The following is a 16765-nucleotide window of genomic DNA, read 5'->3' as shown; positions in this document are numbered from 1 at the left end:
GATAGGAATATAGCTTATGAGCTCACATGATTTTATGGCGCATTTAGTTGAGCCAGCAGTAGAGCCGGAAAATATCAATCCGGCGACCGGTTTAGTAGAAGGCACTTTTGGAATAGGTACCTATCAAGAAGCAGGTAAGGAGCCTTTCCCTGGTTTGGTATTGCCTAACGGTGATGTACTAGACTTGTCAGACCGTTACGTAGATACCCACGCTATTTTTAACGATTGGGATCGAGCATTAGAGTGGATGAAAGCCGTTGCCGCCAAACCTGATCGTCCTGCAAAATCTTTTGAACAGTTAATGATCTTACCTGTGCTTGCACATCCCAATATGATTTGCGCGGCGTCTAATTATCGTCAGCACGTTGCTGAAATGATGACGTTTAACAAATTCAACCAAGATAAACGCCTACCGGGTGAAGACGACGAAGCTTTCTTTAAGCGTAACTATGAAGAAGTGGATCGTCGTGGCCGTGAAGGTATGCCATTCTTTTTTATTGGCATGCACTCTGCCCTGTGTGGGCCAAATGATGACGTGGCTTTACCACTGATTGGCGAGCAGCCAGATTGGGAGCTGGAATTAGGCATCATCATTGGTAAAACTGAGCGTTATGTAAGACCTGAAGATGCTGATGATCTTATTGCAGCGTACGTGATGGTGAATGATATTGGCACCGTAGATGAATTTAAACGAGCTGATATTAAGTTTAACTTTGATTGGGTAAGTAAATTCCAGCCCAATTTTAAACCTTTTGGTCCTTTTGCTGTGCCTAAAGAGTTTGTTGATCGTCATAAAATGCAAATACGCTTAAACGTAAATGGTGAGAAACGTCAGGATTGGCCAGTAGAAGATATGATTTTTTCGCCTGAACAAGTGTTATCTCACGCTTCGGAGCGCCTTAAGTTATTGCCAGGGGATTTATTAATTATGGGCTCGCCTCCGGGCAATGCAGCCACCTTGGGTGGGCTTTGGCTCAAAGAAGGCGATGTGATGGAAAGCTCAATTACTTACTTAGGTCGCCAACGCAATAACATAGTTAAAGAAGAAACGAATGGGCGTACGCCTACTTATGGTGCTTTTAAAACTGAGTGGTAAGGCTTTTTATAGGGGCAGGGCGATAGAAAATCGTCCTGATTATAAGGCTGTACACATAAGAGCGCAGACGTAGATTCAAGAAAGTGACTAAAAAGAATGCTCAATAACGAGCATTCTTTTTTTTGTTTAATCAAATATAGCTACGGCACGGATAAAACCCGCAGATCCATTTTTAATCTTGTAGGGGAAGCACGAGACCATAAAGCCGTTAGCCGGTAAACTTTCTAGGTTAGAGAGCTTTTCCATTTGGCCATAACCTATATCTCTACCAGCTTTGTGGCCTTCCCAGATGATGGACGCGTCACCCGATTCAGCAAACTTCTCACGTGTGTATTTGAAGGGGGCATCCCAACTCCAAGCGTCTGTTCCCACAACTCGCACACCACGTTCTAATAGATACAACGTCGCTTCTCGGCCCATGCCAACCCCTGCTTCTAAATAACCAGGCTCGCCGTAAATGGCGCCAGCACGCGTATTCACCAATACGATATCTAATGGCTGTAAATCGTGATTAATGCGCTTTAGCTCCGCCTCGACTTGCTCCGCCGTAATAATATGTCCATCGGGGAAGTGGCGAAAGTCGAGTTTGACGCCCGGCTGTAAGCACCAGTCTAGAGGTAACTGATCAATGCCGTAGGCAGGTTTACCGCCATCGGTTGTAGAAGCGTAATGCCACGGCGCGTCCATGTGCGTGCCGTTATGAGCACTCATGACCATCTTTTCAACGGCCCATGCTTCATCACCTGGCATGTCTTCTTTTTTAAGGCCCGGGAACATGTTGGCCATCTCTGGCCAGCCTTCTTGGTGGTCTACATAATCGATCTTTGGAAGTAACGGAGGGGGGTCGGTATAAGGGTTATTATCTAAGGTAACAGACAGATCAACGATGCGTCTGGTGTGTGATGGTTTCATGTTTATCCATACCTCTTTTTATTATGGGGCCTTAGTACTTTGGCAAACCATCCAATGGTAAAGAAAAAAGGTAATGCAATTAAGTTGATAGTACGCATGCTACCTGTTGATAAAATCAACTTGACTTTGTTTTTTTTGTTGTTCTTTTAAACATGCAGTGTGAACGATTAAGAAATAGGAGGTAGGAAGGAGGAGGTAGCAAAGAAGAAAGAGGACGTACTGTGATGTGAGAGTGCTACTGATGAGTAAAACACTCTCTTAGTATAACGCGCGTTGATTACTCGCCGGGAGTGATACAAGCTCGAATACGGTATGCACCTGAGCCTGGTGTGTAATCGGTTGTTTCTTCGTAGCCAAAATTAGCCGTAGCGCCTGCATTCCAACCATACGAATATTGGCAGGCTTCACTGGCAACCGTGATTGAAAGCGTGGCGTCGATTGAGCCGTCGGACCCTAGGTCCCAATCTTCTCCGTTGCGGATATTGTTGCTCGAATATCGGTAAGTGACGGTCGAGTCTTGAGTATCGTTGGTAAAGTCGGTACGCACACGGCTTAGAACTTCGCCGCCGCTTCCATAGGTGTAGGCTAAGGTAATGTCCGCGTTTCCATCGTCATTAGTATCAACAGCCACTTCTTCTATATAGCCTTCATCTGTCCATGATGTTGTGTAGGTTAGGGTTGACCAAGTAGAGCTAGCCGCTTGCCAAGTTTCCTGTGTTTGAGTTTCTATGCGGCCATCGCCATCATAGGAAAATTGACCACGCGAAATAGGGCTAGAATCCACTGTATTGACGGTGTTATAGCCGGTTAAGCGACCACCGCTGTAAGTAAAGGTGGTTCGCTTTTCGGAGACACTAGTGCCGTTAGTAATGGTTTCTGTCACAGTACTCAGTTGGTTAGACGAATTATAAGTGTACTGACTAAAGGACTGTCGTGAACCGCTTTCAATGTGTAGATTGCTGAGCTGGCCTGTCGCTAGGTGTTCGTAGCTGTAGGCTTCTGAACTGTCGCCGGCGCTGTTATAAAAGCGGAATAAATCGGGAGTGCCATCATCGGTGTAGGTGTAGTTTTCGGACTCAATGGATCCGTTGCTGTCATAGGTAATGGCAACGGTTGCGTCGGGCGTACCATTATTGTCGTAATCTAATTGGACTTGGCTGACGCGATACCCAGATTCCGGTACATCGGGTGTATCTGTGCTGCTGCTACTTGATGAGCTACCCCCACCACCGCCTCCACCGCAGGCTGTTAATAATAGGCTGCTTGCTAAAGCAACAGAGGTCAATGTAGCGTTTCGTTTAAAGGGCAATAACATACAACGAACTCCTTGTCGGTTGCACAACGGCAAGCATGGACGCTTGCTTGTATAATTTATAATCAATTATAAACTTGTTATATCACATTTGCGGCTAGTGTAATCCCTCAAAGCTGAATATTAGCGTTTTCGTCTTATTTAATAAGGCTTTTTAAAGAATGCGACCTTGTTTTGGTAGAAGTCGACACAGGCTATTGTCTTTAGTCTTAGTGGCTTGCATGCGTTGGTGACTCGCGCGACACTGCAACAAATAATTATGATCGTGAAGGGAGTAAATGTGTGAATAAAGTGACGGAGTTTTACCAATCTCTATGGCATGACTATCTGTTGATTGCACCGCAAGCCGAAAAGGTACATCAGCTCTTTGCCACCACGGATGGTGTCGTGGTAAATGACCACGTGGCCTTTAGAACCTTTGCACACACACCTGTTTCGCTGGATAAATTGGAAACGGTCATTCTCTCGTTAGGTTATGAGCGTCAAGATAGCTACCAATTTAAAGAGAAAAAGCTGAGGGCGCACAGTTATATCCATCCTGACAATCAAGTGCCTAAAGTGTTTTGCTCAGAATTATTAACCGAGCAGTTAAGTGAGGCTAGCCAAGCAATTATTGCCCGCTACACCGATCAGATTAGCGAGGCCACGGCGTTAACCCCTGAGTTATTTTGGTCTGGCCGACATTGGAATGCTCCCACTTGGGATGAGTACCAACAGGTCTTAGCCGAAAGTGAGTACGGAGCATGGTTGCTGGCTTTAGGATTGCGTGCTAATCACTTTACGGTGAGTGTTAACCACTTAAAATCATCACACTCGATAGAAGAAGTGCTGCACCGCGTTAAGCAAGCCGGTTTTAGTGTGAATACATCGGGTGGTGAGGTTAAAGGCTCGCCTGCCGCGTTGTTGGAGCAAGGCTCAACGATGGCTGACAAAATGACGATATTGTTTGCCGGTGATGACCCTCACGAGATCCCGACCTGCTTTTACGAATTTGCCCGCCGTTATCCAGACCCGGACAATGCCAACAAACTTTATCAGGGTTTTAGAGAAGCCAATGCCGATAAAATTTTCGAATCGACCCATGCCAGCTAACTGCTGATCATCATGCGTGTCATTGGTACACACTAAGCCGCCTTTATGGCGGTTTTTTGTTGGTGGTTTTGCTGACGATTAAGGGAAACGCAGCGAACAACAGCGCCTTGATGCGAAGTAACGAGTAAAGCATCCGCTGTGGCTTGCGTGATGACCAACTGACCATTAGGTAAGGCTGCGGCTGGCGCTAGTGTCACACGGAAGTTAAGCACATCCGTATTACTGATGAGTGTCGGCTGGTGGTTGAGCGGTAGATCATCATCACTAGGAACAATATCAACAGACGATACCGTGCTGTGTTTGACGGTTTGAATATGGCCAAGTGAGCTTTCAACATGAGGGCCACCATCAAATAGATCGATTAAACCTCGCCACTGAAAGCCTTCGCGTTTGAGCATAGCGAGAGCGGGTGCGGATGAATCATGTGGCCGTCCGATAACGGCTTGCGCCTCTTCGGCTAACAAATCAATACAAATAGGGTAATCGGGGAGCAATTCCTCGGCAAATGCTAAACCTGCCTCGGCGGTATAAGCCACGGCCTGATCAAAGGTAATCCCCATAAAACGTTGACCTAATGATTCCCACAAAGGTGATTGGCCTTGTGCGTTCTGCCAGCCTCGTAGCTCGGCAAAAATACGATCACCAAAACGCTCGGGGGCATCCGCCATTAGTAAAAAGCGTGCGCGCGAAAGCAGTTGGCCCAAACCGGGTAAACGGTGATCAGGCGCAAGAAACAACGAGCCTATTTCGGTTGCGCCAGTATATTCGCTTACCCGTTCAAGCACCTGAGAAGAGCGACAAATGTTGAGTGCATCATGAGTACGCTGTTGCTCACTTACACGGAATGCATAAAAAGGGTGCGTGAGCGCAAGGCCGGTGTAAATCGCCGTTGTACCAACAATCTCCCCTGTGGCGTGATCTTCCAAAACCATAAAGTAGCTACCGCTGCGCGCCGGTGTGGCCGAGAACGACTGTTGGGACACATCAATTTTTTGTTTCCAGTGTTCAAGGTCGCATGGCATGGATGTCATACCCGCGCCTGTTAATTCAGAAAGAGCAAGCAATGCCGCAAGATCGTTGGTCTGGCAAGGGCGCAACAGGTACATGGCATTCTCCACACTGGGTCAGTTAGCGTTAGTTATAGTTAGTGTGTTTATTTTAGGTAAGCCATTGGCAAATGTGCTGTTCATTTATTAGGCCAAAATTGCAGAAACTCTCGTTTACCTGAACCTGCACCGCAGAATATTTTGTCGCTTTACTCAAAGAAGGGGGCTACCTAAGCCGCTATACTGTGATTGTGTAGCCTGTTAAGCCGCTTGTGCGCTGGGCTTTGGGGTATATTAAGTCAATGTTTCATTAAATAAGTGCGTGCATGGAGTGTTGTAACGTGGATATAGACCGGTTGGACAGAAAGATTATTTCGTTGCTGCAACACGATGCTCGCATCACTAATCAGCATCTTGCTGATTCGGTGGGTTTGTCGCCCAGCGCTTGTTTAAACCGAGTACGTAAGTTAGAAGCTGCGGGTGTGCTTACTGGTTATCTAGCTGCAATCGATCTTCATAGTTTGTGCCGCTCTGTTACTGTGATAGCCACGGTGAGTGTGCAAGACCAGAGTACCGAGCGCTTTAGGGAATTTAGAGATGCGGTAGAAGCCATTCCCGAAGTGGTCGAAAGCTATACCGTGAGCGGAGCGATCGATCTTTTTTTGCGAATTATTGCGGCCGATATGCCGCGTTACAATGCGGTGAATGATCAAATTTTAGATCTGTTACCCGGTAAGGTTCACATTAGTAGCCATGTTGTATTAGAAAACGGAAAGCCTTTTTCAGGCTATCCGTTATCGGCTTTGTTGGATGATCCTGCTTAGACGACCCTGCCTAAGGGGTGCGTTGAAACGGATAAACCGAGCCCAGTTTCAGTATGTGGGTGAGCTCATCAAGCGCTTGGCGTGATTCGTCTAGCAACGCGGGGTCTGCTAAATCATGCTCAGCCAGTCGGTCACGATAGTGTTGCTCTACCCATGCACACAGACGGTTATACAGCGCATCATTCATAAGCGTGTTTTCATTAGTGGCTGCAAGTTCGCTACTATTTAAAACCACACGCAAACGCAAGCAAGCAGGGCCGCCGCCGTTGCTCATGCTTTGTTTTAGATCAAAAACCTTAAGTGCATCGACGGGCATTTTGCTGGCCACCAAGCCTTCTAAGTATCCCCATACCGCTGGGTTATGGCGGCATTCTTCTGGAACAACCAAGGTGGTTTTGCTGTTAATGGTGAGCAACTGGCTATTAAACAAGTAACTGCTCACCGCATCCTGTACGGATACCAAGCTAGAAGGAACCTCAATAATATTGAATTTATCCTGCATCGCTTGGTTGAGCTGTTCGTACACATCATGCGGGTTTAAAAACGCTTCTTGATGGCAAAATAATGTGTTGCGGTTACCCATAGCGATCACGTCGTTATGGAACACACCTTGATCGATCACGTCGGGGTTTTGCTGCGCGAATACAACGGCGTTTGCTGATAAGCCGTGTAAACGGGCTACCGCTTGCGAGGCTTCAAACGTATGGCGGGCTGGGAATAGTTTAGGCGCTGGCTGGCTGTGATCGAAGGCATAGCGGCCAAACACAAAAAACTCCACGCCCGGGTCGCCATACTCATGGCAAAAACGCGTGTGGTTAGCGGCACCTTCATCACCAAAATGCTCAACATTGGGTAAAGCAGGGTGGTGGGCGAAGTGCTCATCATTATTGAAGGTCGCTTGTAGAATACGACCGGTTACAGGGTGCTCGATCGATCGATGAAACTTGTTAGTGAGGTTAGCCGGTGTAAAGTGCACGCGGCCGTCGGCGGTGTCAGCGCTGGGTGATACCGTTGCCGCATTAGCCGTCCACATGCTAGAGGCCGAGCAACAAGCCGCTAAAATGCGGGGGGCTTGCTGCTGCGCTTTTTGTAGCACTTGGCTGTCGCTTCCGCTAAAACCCAGATGCCGAAGTGTATGGATGTCGGGGCGCTCTTGCGGTGCTAATACCCCTTGCACTAACCCCAAATCATGCAAGGCTTTCATTTTAGCTAAGCCCTGTAAGGCAGCCTCTTTGGGGTTAGATGCCTGCGATGAATGCTTTTGCGATGCCAAGTTACCAGACGATAAGCCCGCATAGTTGTGCGTAGGGCCCACCAGACCATCAAAGTTGGCTTCGATAGCACCGTGATGGGGTGCTGATAATCCGTCAGTTGAACTCATGAGTGGTGCTACCTCTTTTAATCCAGCGTAATACCCGGTGAATAGGTGGCCGGCAATGCGAGCTTATCGGCTTCTAAACCCGCCACCGGATATGAGCAATAGTCGGCTGCATAATAGGCGCTGGCTCGGTGGTTTCCGCTGGCACCTACGCCTCCAAAAGGAGCCGTGCTGCTAGCACCGGTAAGCTGCTTGTTAAAATTCACAATACCGGCGCGTATGTGCTGGTAAAAAGTGTCGTAATTCGCTTCGCTATCGCTGAATAATCCAGCCGATAAGCCAAAGCTGGTTTTATTAGCCCCAGCTATCGCGTCGTCGAAATCGTTGTAGCGAATCACTTGCAGCAAGGGGCCAAAGTATTCCTCGTCAGGCAAATCTGTGATGGCGGTTACATCAATTAACCCCGGCGACACAAAACCAGTGCCCGGTTTGATTTTTACCAAGTTAACTAATGATGTAGCGCCGAGTTCAATGAGCGCGGATTGCGCCGCCACCATACCATCGGCTGCACGTTCTGAAATCAAGCTACCCATAAACGGTGCCGGCTCAGCAAATTGCTCGCCCACGCGAATAGCCTTAATCGCTTGCGTAAGCTGCTCGATAAACTGATCACCAAATGCGCCTTTCGGGACAAACAAGCGACGTGCACAAGTACAACGCTGGCCTGAGGTAATAAACGCTGACTGCAGCGTCTCGTAAACGGCGGCTTTAGTATCTGCCACTTCATCGATGATTAGCGGGTTATTACCGCCCATCTCTAAGGCGAGGATTTTACCCGGATGGCCCGCAAACTGTTTATGCAATAAGTGCCCTGTGTTTGAGCTGCCAGTAAAAAACAGGCCATCCAAACCAGCGTGATTGGCTAAAGCAATCCCGGTGTCTTTTTCACCTTGCACCAAGTTAAGGACACCGGCGGGTAAACCGGCCTGTGCCCAAAGCCCCACCATTTGCTCAGCGACATGAGGGGTTAGCTCGCTAGGCTTAAAGACCACCGTGTTACCCGCGATTAGTGCCGGAACAATATGTCCGTTCGGCAAATGCCCCGGAAAGTTGTAAGGGCCAAATACAGCAACAACGCCATGCGGTTTATGACGCAGCACGGCTTTTGCACCCGGCACATCAGAGACTTTTTGCCCAGTTCGCTCAATGGCTGCGTTAATAGAGATCTCTATTTTATTCACCATGGCGGTTACTTCGGTGAGCGATTCCCAGTAGGGCTTACCCGTTTCTTCGGCAATGGTGCGGCCTAGCGTTTCTTTGTGCTCGTCTAACAGCTTGGCATAGGCCCGCGCAATCGCGCAGCGTGCATCAAACCCAACAAATGCCCACTGGTTAGCCGCTAATCTCGCCGCTGACACGGCCGCATCCACTTGTTCTGCATTGGCGGCTTCACCTTCCCATACTGGCTCTCCAGTGGCAGGGTTAAGTGAATAAAAAAGCTCACCTTGGCCTGTTAACCATTCGCCATTGATATATAAACCGGGCATTTATACTCTCCTTTTAGTCGATAGCGGCACGATACGAACCGTACTGCCATCTTCAATCTCCAGAGCCTTTGCGACGGCCGGAGGAACCGAAATAAGATTACGACTAATTTTATTAATCGCAGATACACAACAGCGATAGTTGGCGAAGCGCGTGTTACTGATCAGGTATTGATCGTTATCCTCATGCGCTTGCTCATCATCCATTTCTAGCTGGATTTTTACGTACTGACTCTTACGAATCGCACGGATATCATTAACTTGGGCTTCTAAGGTTGGTCCGGCATCAAAGATGTCCACATAGCCTGAATAGCGCATACCTTCGTTTTCGAGCATACGCCGCGCCGGTGTCGTGAAGTTATGCGTCTTGCCAATAGCCTCCTGTGCCTCTTTGGGTAGCAGGTTGGTATAGATCGCGTTGAGCGGCATTAGCTCAGCAATAAAGACTTTATTCATGGCGGAGAACTGATCAGCCTTATCAAAGTCCATCGAGAAGAAATGACGACCTAAACCTTCCCAAAAAGGCGATACGCCGTTTTCATCAGAATAACCGCGCATTTCAGCAATCAAGCGCTGGCTAAAGTGCTTGGGGTATTCCGCCATAAACAGAAAACGCGATTTGGAGAGCAATGAGCCATTTTTACCTTCGCGCGCATCGGGTTTTAAAAAGAGGGTGCATAACTCGGCACAACCGGTGTGGTCGTTCGTAATTGTTAGCGTATTAAACTGGTTGTATACATTGAGCTCCCGCGACGCGTGCACCATGGTGCCAACTCGGTAGTTATACCAAGGTTCGGATAACCCCACAGCCGATTCAACCCCGCACACGCCAACAATTTCGTGTGTGTCGGTATCTTCCATGACAAATAAATAGAGGGCTTCTTTAGCGGGCTTATCCGAAGAAAAGGCCGCTACGCCACGGTCTAATTTGGCTTTTACTTGGGTGTCATTATCTTGCAGCGAGGTGAAACCAGGCCCGGTTAAACGGCCTAGTTCTCGTAAACCTGCATAATCCTCGTCCTTTACAGGGCGGATTACCATCATAAAGCGATTTCTCCTACACGACGCATCGTGTTTGTGGCTCTGTTCGTATTTGTGTGGTGTCGGTCTGGTTAGGAGCGTGTGTTATATCGGTCTCCTGAGGGGTGTCCGCCTCTAATTGTAAAGCCGCACTTAACGCGGCAATCGTGTCTGCATCTTGCGTGGCTTGCGCCTGTATACAGCGGAAATCGGTGAGTAACGTGTTACTGACCAATAGTGGTGTATCCCCTTCATGGGTTGCTAGGCATTGTAGACCCGTGCTCAGTTGGCTTTGAATCACCGATTTAGCATAGGCTGTGCGTGTTTCCAGTGTAGGCCCCGCGTCAAAAATATCCACATAACGGCTGGTGCCAAAACCTTCGGTTTTAAGTAACTCAACCACTGGGTTCATATCGGCGCGCGCTACACCAATCACCTCTCGTGCGGCCTCCGGTAATAGCGGAACATACAGCGGATAATGTGGCATTAACTCGGCAATAAAGCCTTTGGAGTTAATACCGGTTAAATAGTTGGCCCGGGTAAAATCCATAAAGAAGAAATGATTACCCACGCACTCCCAAAATGGCGAGCGGTTTTGGTCATCGGCTACGCCTTGGATCTCGGCAATCAGCCGATCCGAAAAGCGCTCTGGGTGTTGGGCAATAAATAGAAAACGGGCACGCGACAGCAAACTGAGGTTCTCGGCGGTGCGGTAGTCTGCATCGATAAACAGCGTGCATAACCGAGCAGCGCCTGTGTAATCCTGACATAGATGTAACGAGGGGATACGGTTATGAATTTGTAGATCCTGAGATGCATGCACAATCTCATCTAAGCGATAGCTATAAAAAGGCGTATTCAGCCCAACGCACGCATCAATACCGCTTATGCCCACAATCGATCCGGTATCGGTATCTTCTAGCACAAAGTGATAACTCTCATCACCGTAGCGCGTTACCTCTTTGCGTAACGATTGTTGCGTGCGGTTAATTAAATCGCTTAAGTGATCGCGGTTAGCCGGTAAGGTTGTCATGCTGCCGCCGGATATAACCGCCAAACGCTCTAGCCCAGGTAAATCTGCAAAAGTAACAGGCCTCACTAACAACATGGTTTGTCTCCGGTAGTTGAGGTCTTGGTTGTTGAGATCTTAGTTGTTGTTAACCAGCGGGTATCCTCGGTGGCTAATTTCATTAATAGCAATGCGCTGAGCTTAGCACGCTCGCTTAAGCTGTTAACGAACATGTACTCTTGATCCGAATGGATGCTGCCGCCTTGCACGCCCAAGGTATCAATATTAGGAATACCAGCAGCCGCTAAGTTATTACCATCACAGCAACCGCCCGTGGGGTGCCAACTTAACGACATACCCAAGTCGTTGCCGCAGGCCTTTAGCCATTCAAACAATTGGGTGTCAGCCGGTGTTAGTTGTTTGGGCTTGCGGCCAAAGCCACCGTGCAGCTCGGCATGGATACCATCGCGGCTATTGAGCTGGTGGATAAGCGCATCGATATGTTGAGTGCACCAGCTTTCGTCTTCGGTACGCTCTAAGCGGATGTTAAACCGCATGGTGCATAAATCCGGCACAATATTTACCGCACCGCCGCCTTGTATAAAGCCGGGGTTGATGGTAACACCGTCACGCTGGCCGTTTAAATCATCCAACGCTGATACAAAATCGCTAACCGCACGGATCGCATTACGGCCAAGGTGGTGCTCGCGCCCCGCATGGGCAGCTTTACCATTAACGACCAACGTAAAATTACCACTGCCTTTGCGCGCACCCGCTAAATTGCCATCGGGCATGCAGGGCTCGTAAATCATCCCTACATCTACTTTTTCTGCTGCCTCTGCAATTAACGCAGCCGAAGAGGGCGAGCCTATCTCTTCGTCGGGGTTGAACAAAATTTGCCAACCAATCTGATCCGCCCACGGCGATCGCTCAAACGCCTCAATCGCCTTTAGCATCACCAATAGCCCACCTTTAAGGTCGGCTACGCCGGGGCCATTGATGGTGTTATCGTCAAGCCAAGTAACGGTCTGGAACGCGCTGTCTTTAGGGAATACGGTATCCATGTGCCCGCAAAAAAACACTTGTAAAGGAGCATCGGGCCGTTTAGTAATCCGCACCGCATCGCCCAGTACAGACTCCTGCTTAACGCCTTGTGTGTTCACCGAAACATAAGGAGCTACCGGCAAACGCTCAACCACACCGCCCAAACCGCTGGCCAGCTCAATTAACGCATCCGCGACACGGTTAACCCCTTCGGCATGTAACGTACCCGAGTTAATCGACGCCAGTGCTATCGTTTGCTCCAGCATCATCGTTTGCTGGGTGTCCAACCACTCTAACCACGGTGCAAATGTTTCAGAACTCACTATCAGACCCCTAGGTAATCAAAGAAACCGCGTATACCTCTACCATTATTGGACATCTAGCGTGTGATATCTGCTGCTTAAGCGACCTTAATTTCAAAAATGCGCCTTTTAATGAGTATTTTAGGGCGGTGGATAACTCGGGCTAAAACGCAACCGTTTATGCCGTGAATTTTTTGTTTAAGTAAAAACATGCGCGTTTACACCCTAAAGCAGGCACGCTTTGCGACTGGACAAACCGAGAAAAGCATCCATAATCTAGAAACTACCGTTATCAACAGGGAAGATAACGCGCACGGCCAAGAATGATAATGCGCATACGCGTTTACAGGGATACGTATTCTTTGAATAACTCCGCTAATTCCATACTAATCAATGTATTGAGTGTTATCTCTGATGTGAAAGTCGGGGAACGCGTGTGCGTGTGGATGAAAATGTTAAATGCCCAAGGACGCTCGTGGATATTCTAAATAATCGAGAAATTGCAATTGCGTTATGGCTTCTGGTAATTTCGGTTTACATTTTTTCTTCCTCGAAAATGGCGGAGGTCAGAAATGCCTTCAAAGGAGTCCTGGCAGCTTTATTTGTTAGACAAATAATGTCCGTCCTTTGTTTGATGGTTGCCTACATGGCAATTGTCATTTACTGGCTTTCTGAGTTGGAACTATGGAATTTTGAACAGCTAAAAAATAGTGTTTTTTGGTGCGCTTCTGTTGGTTTCATGTCGCTATTTAAGCTTGAAAAAATCAAACAAGATAAGCATTTTTTCAAGCAGTCAGTTTTAGATAACTTGAAACTACTAGCGATTCTTCAATTTGTCGTTGGTGTATATACTTTCTCTCTTTGGGTCGAGGTTCTGTTAGTTCCTGTTTTGGCATTATTGGGAGCTATGCTGGCTATTGCTGAAACCGACAGAAAACATCATCAGGTAAAGGTTTTTCTAGAATATTGCCTATCTTCTTTCGGGGTGGTCTTAATCGTTTACACTTTGTACATGTTAATGACCAATTTTGGTGAGTTTGGGAAAGAAAAAACTGCATACGACTTCTTTGTTCCACCATTGCTGACTCTCTGTTACTTACCATTCGTTTTCTTTATGTTGGTTTATTCAACATATGAGCAGGTCTTTGTTCGTCTTAGGTTTTCAATAAAGAGCCGGTTCCATAGATATGCGGCTAAACTCTATGCATTTGTATTGTTTAATGTTCGGCTCAGTCTGCTTGAGCGATGGTCATTTGAAGTCACCAAAGCAAACATAGAGTCACACTCGGATCTAATTGATACCTTTAAATATATATTTAAAGTGAGATATTCTGAGAAAAATCCAAAGGAAGTACCAAAAGAGCAAGGTTGGAGCCCTTACAAAGCCAAAGAATTTCTCGTAAACGAAGGGTTGAGCACTGGATTCTATAATAGATCTTTCGAAGAAGAATGGTTTGCATCATCCCCAATGGAAGAATTTAGCGATGGTATTATCCCAGATAATATCGCTTATTATGTTGAAGGTTCTGAAGACGTTGCAAAAGTACTGAAGCTTAAAGTGAACGTGAATGATGCTTCCAGAACCCATCAGGCATGTGAAAAGTTAGGAGCTATGGCAGAAGCTTTGAGTATTTCTAGCTTAAGCCTACCTTTATCCAATGAGATGAAAAGTGCTATTTCAGGTTGTAATTCATATTCTGAGAAAGTTGATGATAAAACAATCGCTTTGGTTGTAGAGCATTGGCCAAATCATAAGTTTAATGGGTTTGATCTCAAACTCCTGATATCAAGCATTTAACAAAGCGCTGCTGCCGGACAAATTTTCCGCTGCGCTCCAAATTTGCCGCAGAGCGCGGCGTTAGGTTTCAAAGAGTATGAAATCAAAGCTCAAAGTAATCGAACTAAGTATTCTTGATAGATTTCGCAAAGATCTATTTCGCGATAACTCTCCTGAAACTGTTGAGAAACAACTTAATTGGTACCTCAAGTCTTTTGAAGGACTGAATTTCAAATTTGCTTATGATCGGCCAATTATAAGAGCAAGGCTTTGTTCTAGCCCTGATGGGTTCAACCATATTAGTGAGCTACAATCTCCACCACCTGAGGTTACAGACATTGGTCGCATGAATGAAAAAGGCAATCCAATGTTTTATGCGTCGTATCATATAGGTAGCGCATTTGCTGAAATTAATGCTAAGGAAGGAGATATAGTCCAAGTTACGCAGTTTAAATTACCCAATAAATCTAATTCTGGAATTAGATGCTTGGCAATTGGTGAGGTTTATAATGCTTATCATGGTAACAGCACAATCTCGCAATCAATGTTTGATGAAATACGTAAGTTTATCGAAAGGCTTGGTAAAAGTGATATACGGGGGCTTCTTTCATATTTATATATGGATGCTCTTTCTGCTGAGTTGTTGAATGATACTTCAGCTTCCGAAAATGACTATATCTACTCTAGAACATTAAGCAGGCTATTACTTGAAAAACACCCAAGGGTTGATGGTTTGGTATTTCCAAGTGCAAAAATGAAAGGCACAGCAAATATAACTCTTCGCCCAGAATCTGTTTTAAACAAAGTCAAAGTAGTTTCGAGTCAAGTTTTAAAAATTACTAAGTTATACCCCTATGGGCTTTGTGATTTTGAGCTTCTAAAGCAATCAAAAGGAGAGAGCCTTGATGGTCATATTCACTGGCAAAAAAACTAACAATCACATTAAAATTCGCTCCACTACGTTCCTCTGGACACACCTAAAGGCGCGCCTTTTATGTGGGCGTTAAGGCTGTCGGATTACTCCCGCATCCCTCGACCTGCGGCCAAAATCTCAGTTAAACTGTTCCAAACTAACATTACCTCGTTAGGTGCAACGGATGGCACGATTTAAACACTACGATTACGAGCAAACCAAGATGATCCCGCTGCGTTTTGCGGATCAGATACAACCGGGTACGTTTGAATACACCCTCAACCATGTTGTTGATAATGAACTCGACCTCACTGTGTTTGAATCCCGTTATCGAAATGACTATAACGGCGCTCCCGCTTATGATCCTGCGCTCTTGCTCAAAATTGTCTTTTCGCGTATTCACGTGGCATTACCTCCAGCCGAAAAATAGCGTAAGCCTGTCGCGAGAACATCATCTTCATGGTGCTGCCAACCGCATCGCACAAGCCAAGACAGACAGCCCGATGGGTCGGCATATCTACAGCAAACGGCTAGGTACGGTAGAGCCGGTGTTCGGTAATTTAGAGAGTAATAAAGGGCTGAAGCGATTTACCTTAAGAGGAAAAGAGAAGGTCAATGCGCAATGGTTGCTGTACTGCATGGTGCACAACATTGAGAAAATAGCGACGCAGGGTCAGGTGATGCATTAATAATCAACAAGGAGCGCTGTGGGCTGAGGTTTTATTGTGTTAAATGTCTAATCCGACAGTCTTGTTAGTTTGCTAAAGGCTAGAGGTTAACTAGCCTAAGCTTGCTCTCACATCTGCAATGGTGATGAAAAGTTTGTTTTCGGCGTCTTGAAATGCTTGAAAACCATAGCGTTCATAGAAATGTTTTGCTCCGTCTTTGGCATCAACGATAACAACTGGAAATGCAACGCTATCACTAGCGGCTAATAGCTTTCTGAGTGCGTCGATAAGCAGCCACTCACCAAAGCCTTTCCCTTTGTATCGGTCATCGACAGCAAGACGGGCAATCAGACCACCAGAGGTGGATGATTGGTGCTTTTTTTGTAACTTATCAGGCAATGCCTGTAAGTCAATTGGTGTCATTGTTAGCGTGTAAAAGCCGATGACATGTGAGTTGTCGCTATCATCTTCCAAAACAAACGTTCTGGTGTTGTCCTTCTTTGCTTGCTGACTCGCCATTACTTTTAAGTAATTATTGAGAGCTTCGATGCCACAGTTGAATCGGTTTCTATCGTGTTTAGCTTTATCTAGAAGTACCGTATTCATCATTGAGTTTTGCTCTCGTATCGATCAGCAGCAGCTTTTAGTTTTGAGTTCTGTGTTGCAGGACGGTCTAAAGCTTCCATGAGCAATATCGCATCTGCTTGGCTCAGTTTTAAAGCCTGTTCACGTTCGATGACTTGTTTAGCTTTTTCGATTGCAGCGCTTAGAACAAACGAGTTGATGCTAGACATGCCAGCGATCGCGGCAGCCTTAGTAAGTAAGTCTTGTGTATCGACATCAACTCTAGCGGTGATGCGAGGCAAAGTAGTAGCCATAATGTTATCT

Annotated in this window: 17 protein-coding genes; 7 read left to right on the top strand and 10 right to left on the bottom strand. The window is 46.7% G+C overall.

The features are described from left to right. Window positions 1-16: 16 nt before the first annotated feature. The gene (locus BS617_RS11455) at window positions 17-1096 is read left to right on the top strand and encodes a fumarylacetoacetate hydrolase family protein (protein WP_075172930.1); all 1080 of its coding nucleotides are present in this window, start codon (window positions 17-19) and stop codon (window positions 1094-1096) included. A 126-nt stretch (window positions 1097-1222) separates the two neighbouring features. Here the strand turns inward: BS617_RS11455 and BS617_RS11450 are convergent, their stop codons facing one another. Together BS617_RS11450 and BS617_RS11445 are read right to left on the bottom strand one after the other, a co-directional pair. Beyond that, window positions 1223-2008, bottom strand: coding sequence for a cyclase family protein (locus BS617_RS11450; RefSeq protein ID WP_075172929.1), 786 nt, complete (start codon window positions 2006-2008; stop codon window positions 1223-1225). A 277-nt stretch (window positions 2009-2285) separates the two neighbouring features. After that, window positions 2286-3323, bottom strand: coding sequence for a hypothetical protein (locus BS617_RS11445; RefSeq protein ID WP_075172928.1), 1038 nt, complete (start codon window positions 3321-3323; stop codon window positions 2286-2288). Window positions 3324-3602: 279 nt separating this feature from the next. On the opposite strand from BS617_RS11445, the gene BS617_RS11440 reads away from it, so the two are divergent. Further along, complete coding sequence (locus BS617_RS11440) at window positions 3603-4412, top strand: DUF1338 domain-containing protein (RefSeq protein WP_075172927.1); 810 nt, start codon at window positions 3603-3605, stop codon at window positions 4410-4412. Between the two features lie 32 nt (window positions 4413-4444). On the opposite strand, the gene BS617_RS11435 is transcribed toward BS617_RS11440, so the two are convergent. Next, complete coding sequence (locus tag BS617_RS11435; protein ID WP_075172926.1) at window positions 4445-5518, bottom strand: arginine N-succinyltransferase; 1074 nt, start codon at window positions 5516-5518, stop codon at window positions 4445-4447. A 281-nt stretch (window positions 5519-5799) separates the two neighbouring features. On the opposite strand from BS617_RS11435, the gene BS617_RS11430 reads away from it, so the two are divergent. Continuing rightward, window positions 5800-6282, top strand: a complete 483-nt coding sequence (locus BS617_RS11430; RefSeq protein ID WP_083610010.1) for an Lrp/AsnC family transcriptional regulator — start codon at window positions 5800-5802, stop codon at window positions 6280-6282. Between the two features lie 10 nt (window positions 6283-6292). Here BS617_RS11430 and astB read toward each other — a convergent pair whose 3' ends face one another. From astB to BS617_RS11405, 5 genes are read right to left on the bottom strand one after another with little or no spacing between them, the layout of a single operon-like run. Further along, a complete protein-coding gene (astB, locus tag BS617_RS11425) occupies window positions 6293-7663 on the bottom strand; it encodes an N-succinylarginine dihydrolase (protein WP_075172924.1) in 1371 nt (456 codons plus the stop codon). Window positions 7664-7680: 17 nt separating this feature from the next. After that, entirely contained in the window at window positions 7681-9147 is a 1467-nt protein-coding gene (gene astD, locus BS617_RS11420; RefSeq protein WP_075172923.1) for a succinylglutamate-semialdehyde dehydrogenase, read from the bottom strand. Beyond that, window positions 9148-10188 carry an arginine N-succinyltransferase gene (astA, locus tag BS617_RS11415; RefSeq protein ID WP_075172922.1) on the bottom strand — a complete coding sequence of 347 codons (1041 nt, stop codon included), beginning with the start codon at window positions 10186-10188 and terminating at the stop codon, window positions 9148-9150. It lies immediately after the preceding gene. 13 nt (window positions 10189-10201) lie between these two features. Then, window positions 10202-11272 (bottom strand): arginine N-succinyltransferase, encoded by a 1071-nt coding sequence (locus BS617_RS11410; protein WP_075172921.1) that lies wholly within the window; start codon window positions 11270-11272, stop codon window positions 10202-10204. After that, window positions 11263-12540, bottom strand: coding sequence for a hydrolase (locus tag BS617_RS11405; protein WP_075172920.1), 1278 nt, complete (start codon window positions 12538-12540; stop codon window positions 11263-11265). The genes BS617_RS11410 and BS617_RS11405 overlap by 10 nt, the downstream gene beginning before the upstream one ends. 454 nt (window positions 12541-12994) lie before the next feature. Between BS617_RS11405 and BS617_RS11400 the strand changes: the two genes are divergently transcribed. From BS617_RS11400 to BS617_RS11390, 4 genes are all read left to right on the top strand, one after another. Beyond that, window positions 12995-14317: a hypothetical protein gene (locus BS617_RS11400; protein ID WP_075172919.1), complete on the top strand. Its 1323-nt coding sequence runs from the start codon at window positions 12995-12997 to the stop codon at window positions 14315-14317. A gap of 76 nt (window positions 14318-14393) precedes the next feature. Continuing rightward, complete coding sequence (locus BS617_RS11395) at window positions 14394-15230, top strand: RES domain-containing protein (protein ID WP_075172918.1); 837 nt, start codon at window positions 14394-14396, stop codon at window positions 15228-15230. A gap of 163 nt (window positions 15231-15393) precedes the next feature. Further along, the gene (locus BS617_RS18280; RefSeq protein ID WP_170870345.1) at window positions 15394-15639 is read left to right on the top strand and encodes a transposase; all 246 of its coding nucleotides are present in this window, start codon (window positions 15394-15396) and stop codon (window positions 15637-15639) included. Then, window positions 15545-15898 carry a transposase gene (locus BS617_RS11390; protein ID WP_346424311.1) on the top strand — a complete coding sequence of 118 codons (354 nt, stop codon included), beginning with the start codon at window positions 15545-15547 and terminating at the stop codon, window positions 15896-15898. Before BS617_RS18280 ends, BS617_RS11390 begins: the two co-directional genes overlap by 95 nt. A 90-nt stretch (window positions 15899-15988) precedes the next feature. Here BS617_RS11390 and BS617_RS11385 read toward each other — a convergent pair whose 3' ends face one another. Both BS617_RS11385 and BS617_RS11380 read right to left on the bottom strand, forming a co-directional pair. Then, a complete protein-coding gene (locus BS617_RS11385; RefSeq protein WP_075172916.1) occupies window positions 15989-16486 on the bottom strand; it encodes a GNAT family N-acetyltransferase in 498 nt (165 codons plus the stop codon). Then, window positions 16483-16755 (bottom strand): type II toxin-antitoxin system TacA family antitoxin, encoded by a 273-nt coding sequence (locus tag BS617_RS11380; protein ID WP_075172915.1) that lies wholly within the window; start codon window positions 16753-16755, stop codon window positions 16483-16485. The genes BS617_RS11385 and BS617_RS11380 overlap by 4 nt, the downstream gene beginning before the upstream one ends. Window positions 16756-16765: the final 10 nt, after the last annotated feature.

This window comes from Neptunomonas phycophila (assembly GCF_001922575.1).
GTDB lineage: Bacteria > Pseudomonadota > Gammaproteobacteria > Pseudomonadales > Balneatricaceae > Neptunomonas > Neptunomonas phycophila.
The sequence above is the reverse complement of the archived record's forward strand: the minus strand, read 5'-3'. Positions and strand labels throughout refer to the sequence as shown.

Coding starts and splice junctions, on each gene's coding strand:
- BS617_RS11455 (WP_075172930.1), top strand. CDS start 17: ATGAGCTCACATGATTTTATGGCGCATTTAGTTGAGCCAGCAGTAGAG.
- BS617_RS11450 (WP_075172929.1), bottom strand. CDS start 2,008: ATGAAACCATCACACACCAGACGCATCGTTGATCTGTCTGTTACCTTA.
- BS617_RS11445 (WP_075172928.1), bottom strand. CDS start 3,323: ATGTTATTGCCCTTTAAACGAAACGCTACATTGACCTCTGTTGCTTTA.
- BS617_RS11435 (WP_075172926.1), bottom strand. CDS start 5,518: ATGTACCTGTTGCGCCCTTGCCAGACCAACGATCTTGCGGCATTGCTT.
- astB (WP_075172924.1), bottom strand. CDS start 7,663: ATGAGTTCAACTGACGGATTATCAGCACCCCATCACGGTGCTATCGAA.
- astD (WP_075172923.1), bottom strand. CDS start 9,147: ATGCCCGGTTTATATATCAATGGCGAATGGTTAACAGGCCAAGGTGAG.
- astA (WP_075172922.1), bottom strand. CDS start 10,188: ATGATGGTAATCCGCCCTGTAAAGGACGAGGATTATGCAGGTTTACGA.
- BS617_RS11410 (WP_075172921.1), bottom strand. CDS start 11,272: ATGTTGTTAGTGAGGCCTGTTACTTTTGCAGATTTACCTGGGCTAGAG.
- BS617_RS11395 (WP_075172918.1), top strand. CDS start 14,394: ATGAAATCAAAGCTCAAAGTAATCGAACTAAGTATTCTTGATAGATTT.
- BS617_RS18280 (WP_170870345.1), top strand. CDS start 15,394: ATGGCACGATTTAAACACTACGATTACGAGCAAACCAAGATGATCCCG.
- BS617_RS11390 (WP_346424311.1), top strand. CDS start 15,545: ATGACTATAACGGCGCTCCCGCTTATGATCCTGCGCTCTTGCTCAAAA.
- BS617_RS11385 (WP_075172916.1), bottom strand. CDS start 16,486: ATGATGAATACGGTACTTCTAGATAAAGCTAAACACGATAGAAACCGA.
- BS617_RS11380 (WP_075172915.1), bottom strand. CDS start 16,755: ATGGCTACTACTTTGCCTCGCATCACCGCTAGAGTTGATGTCGATACA.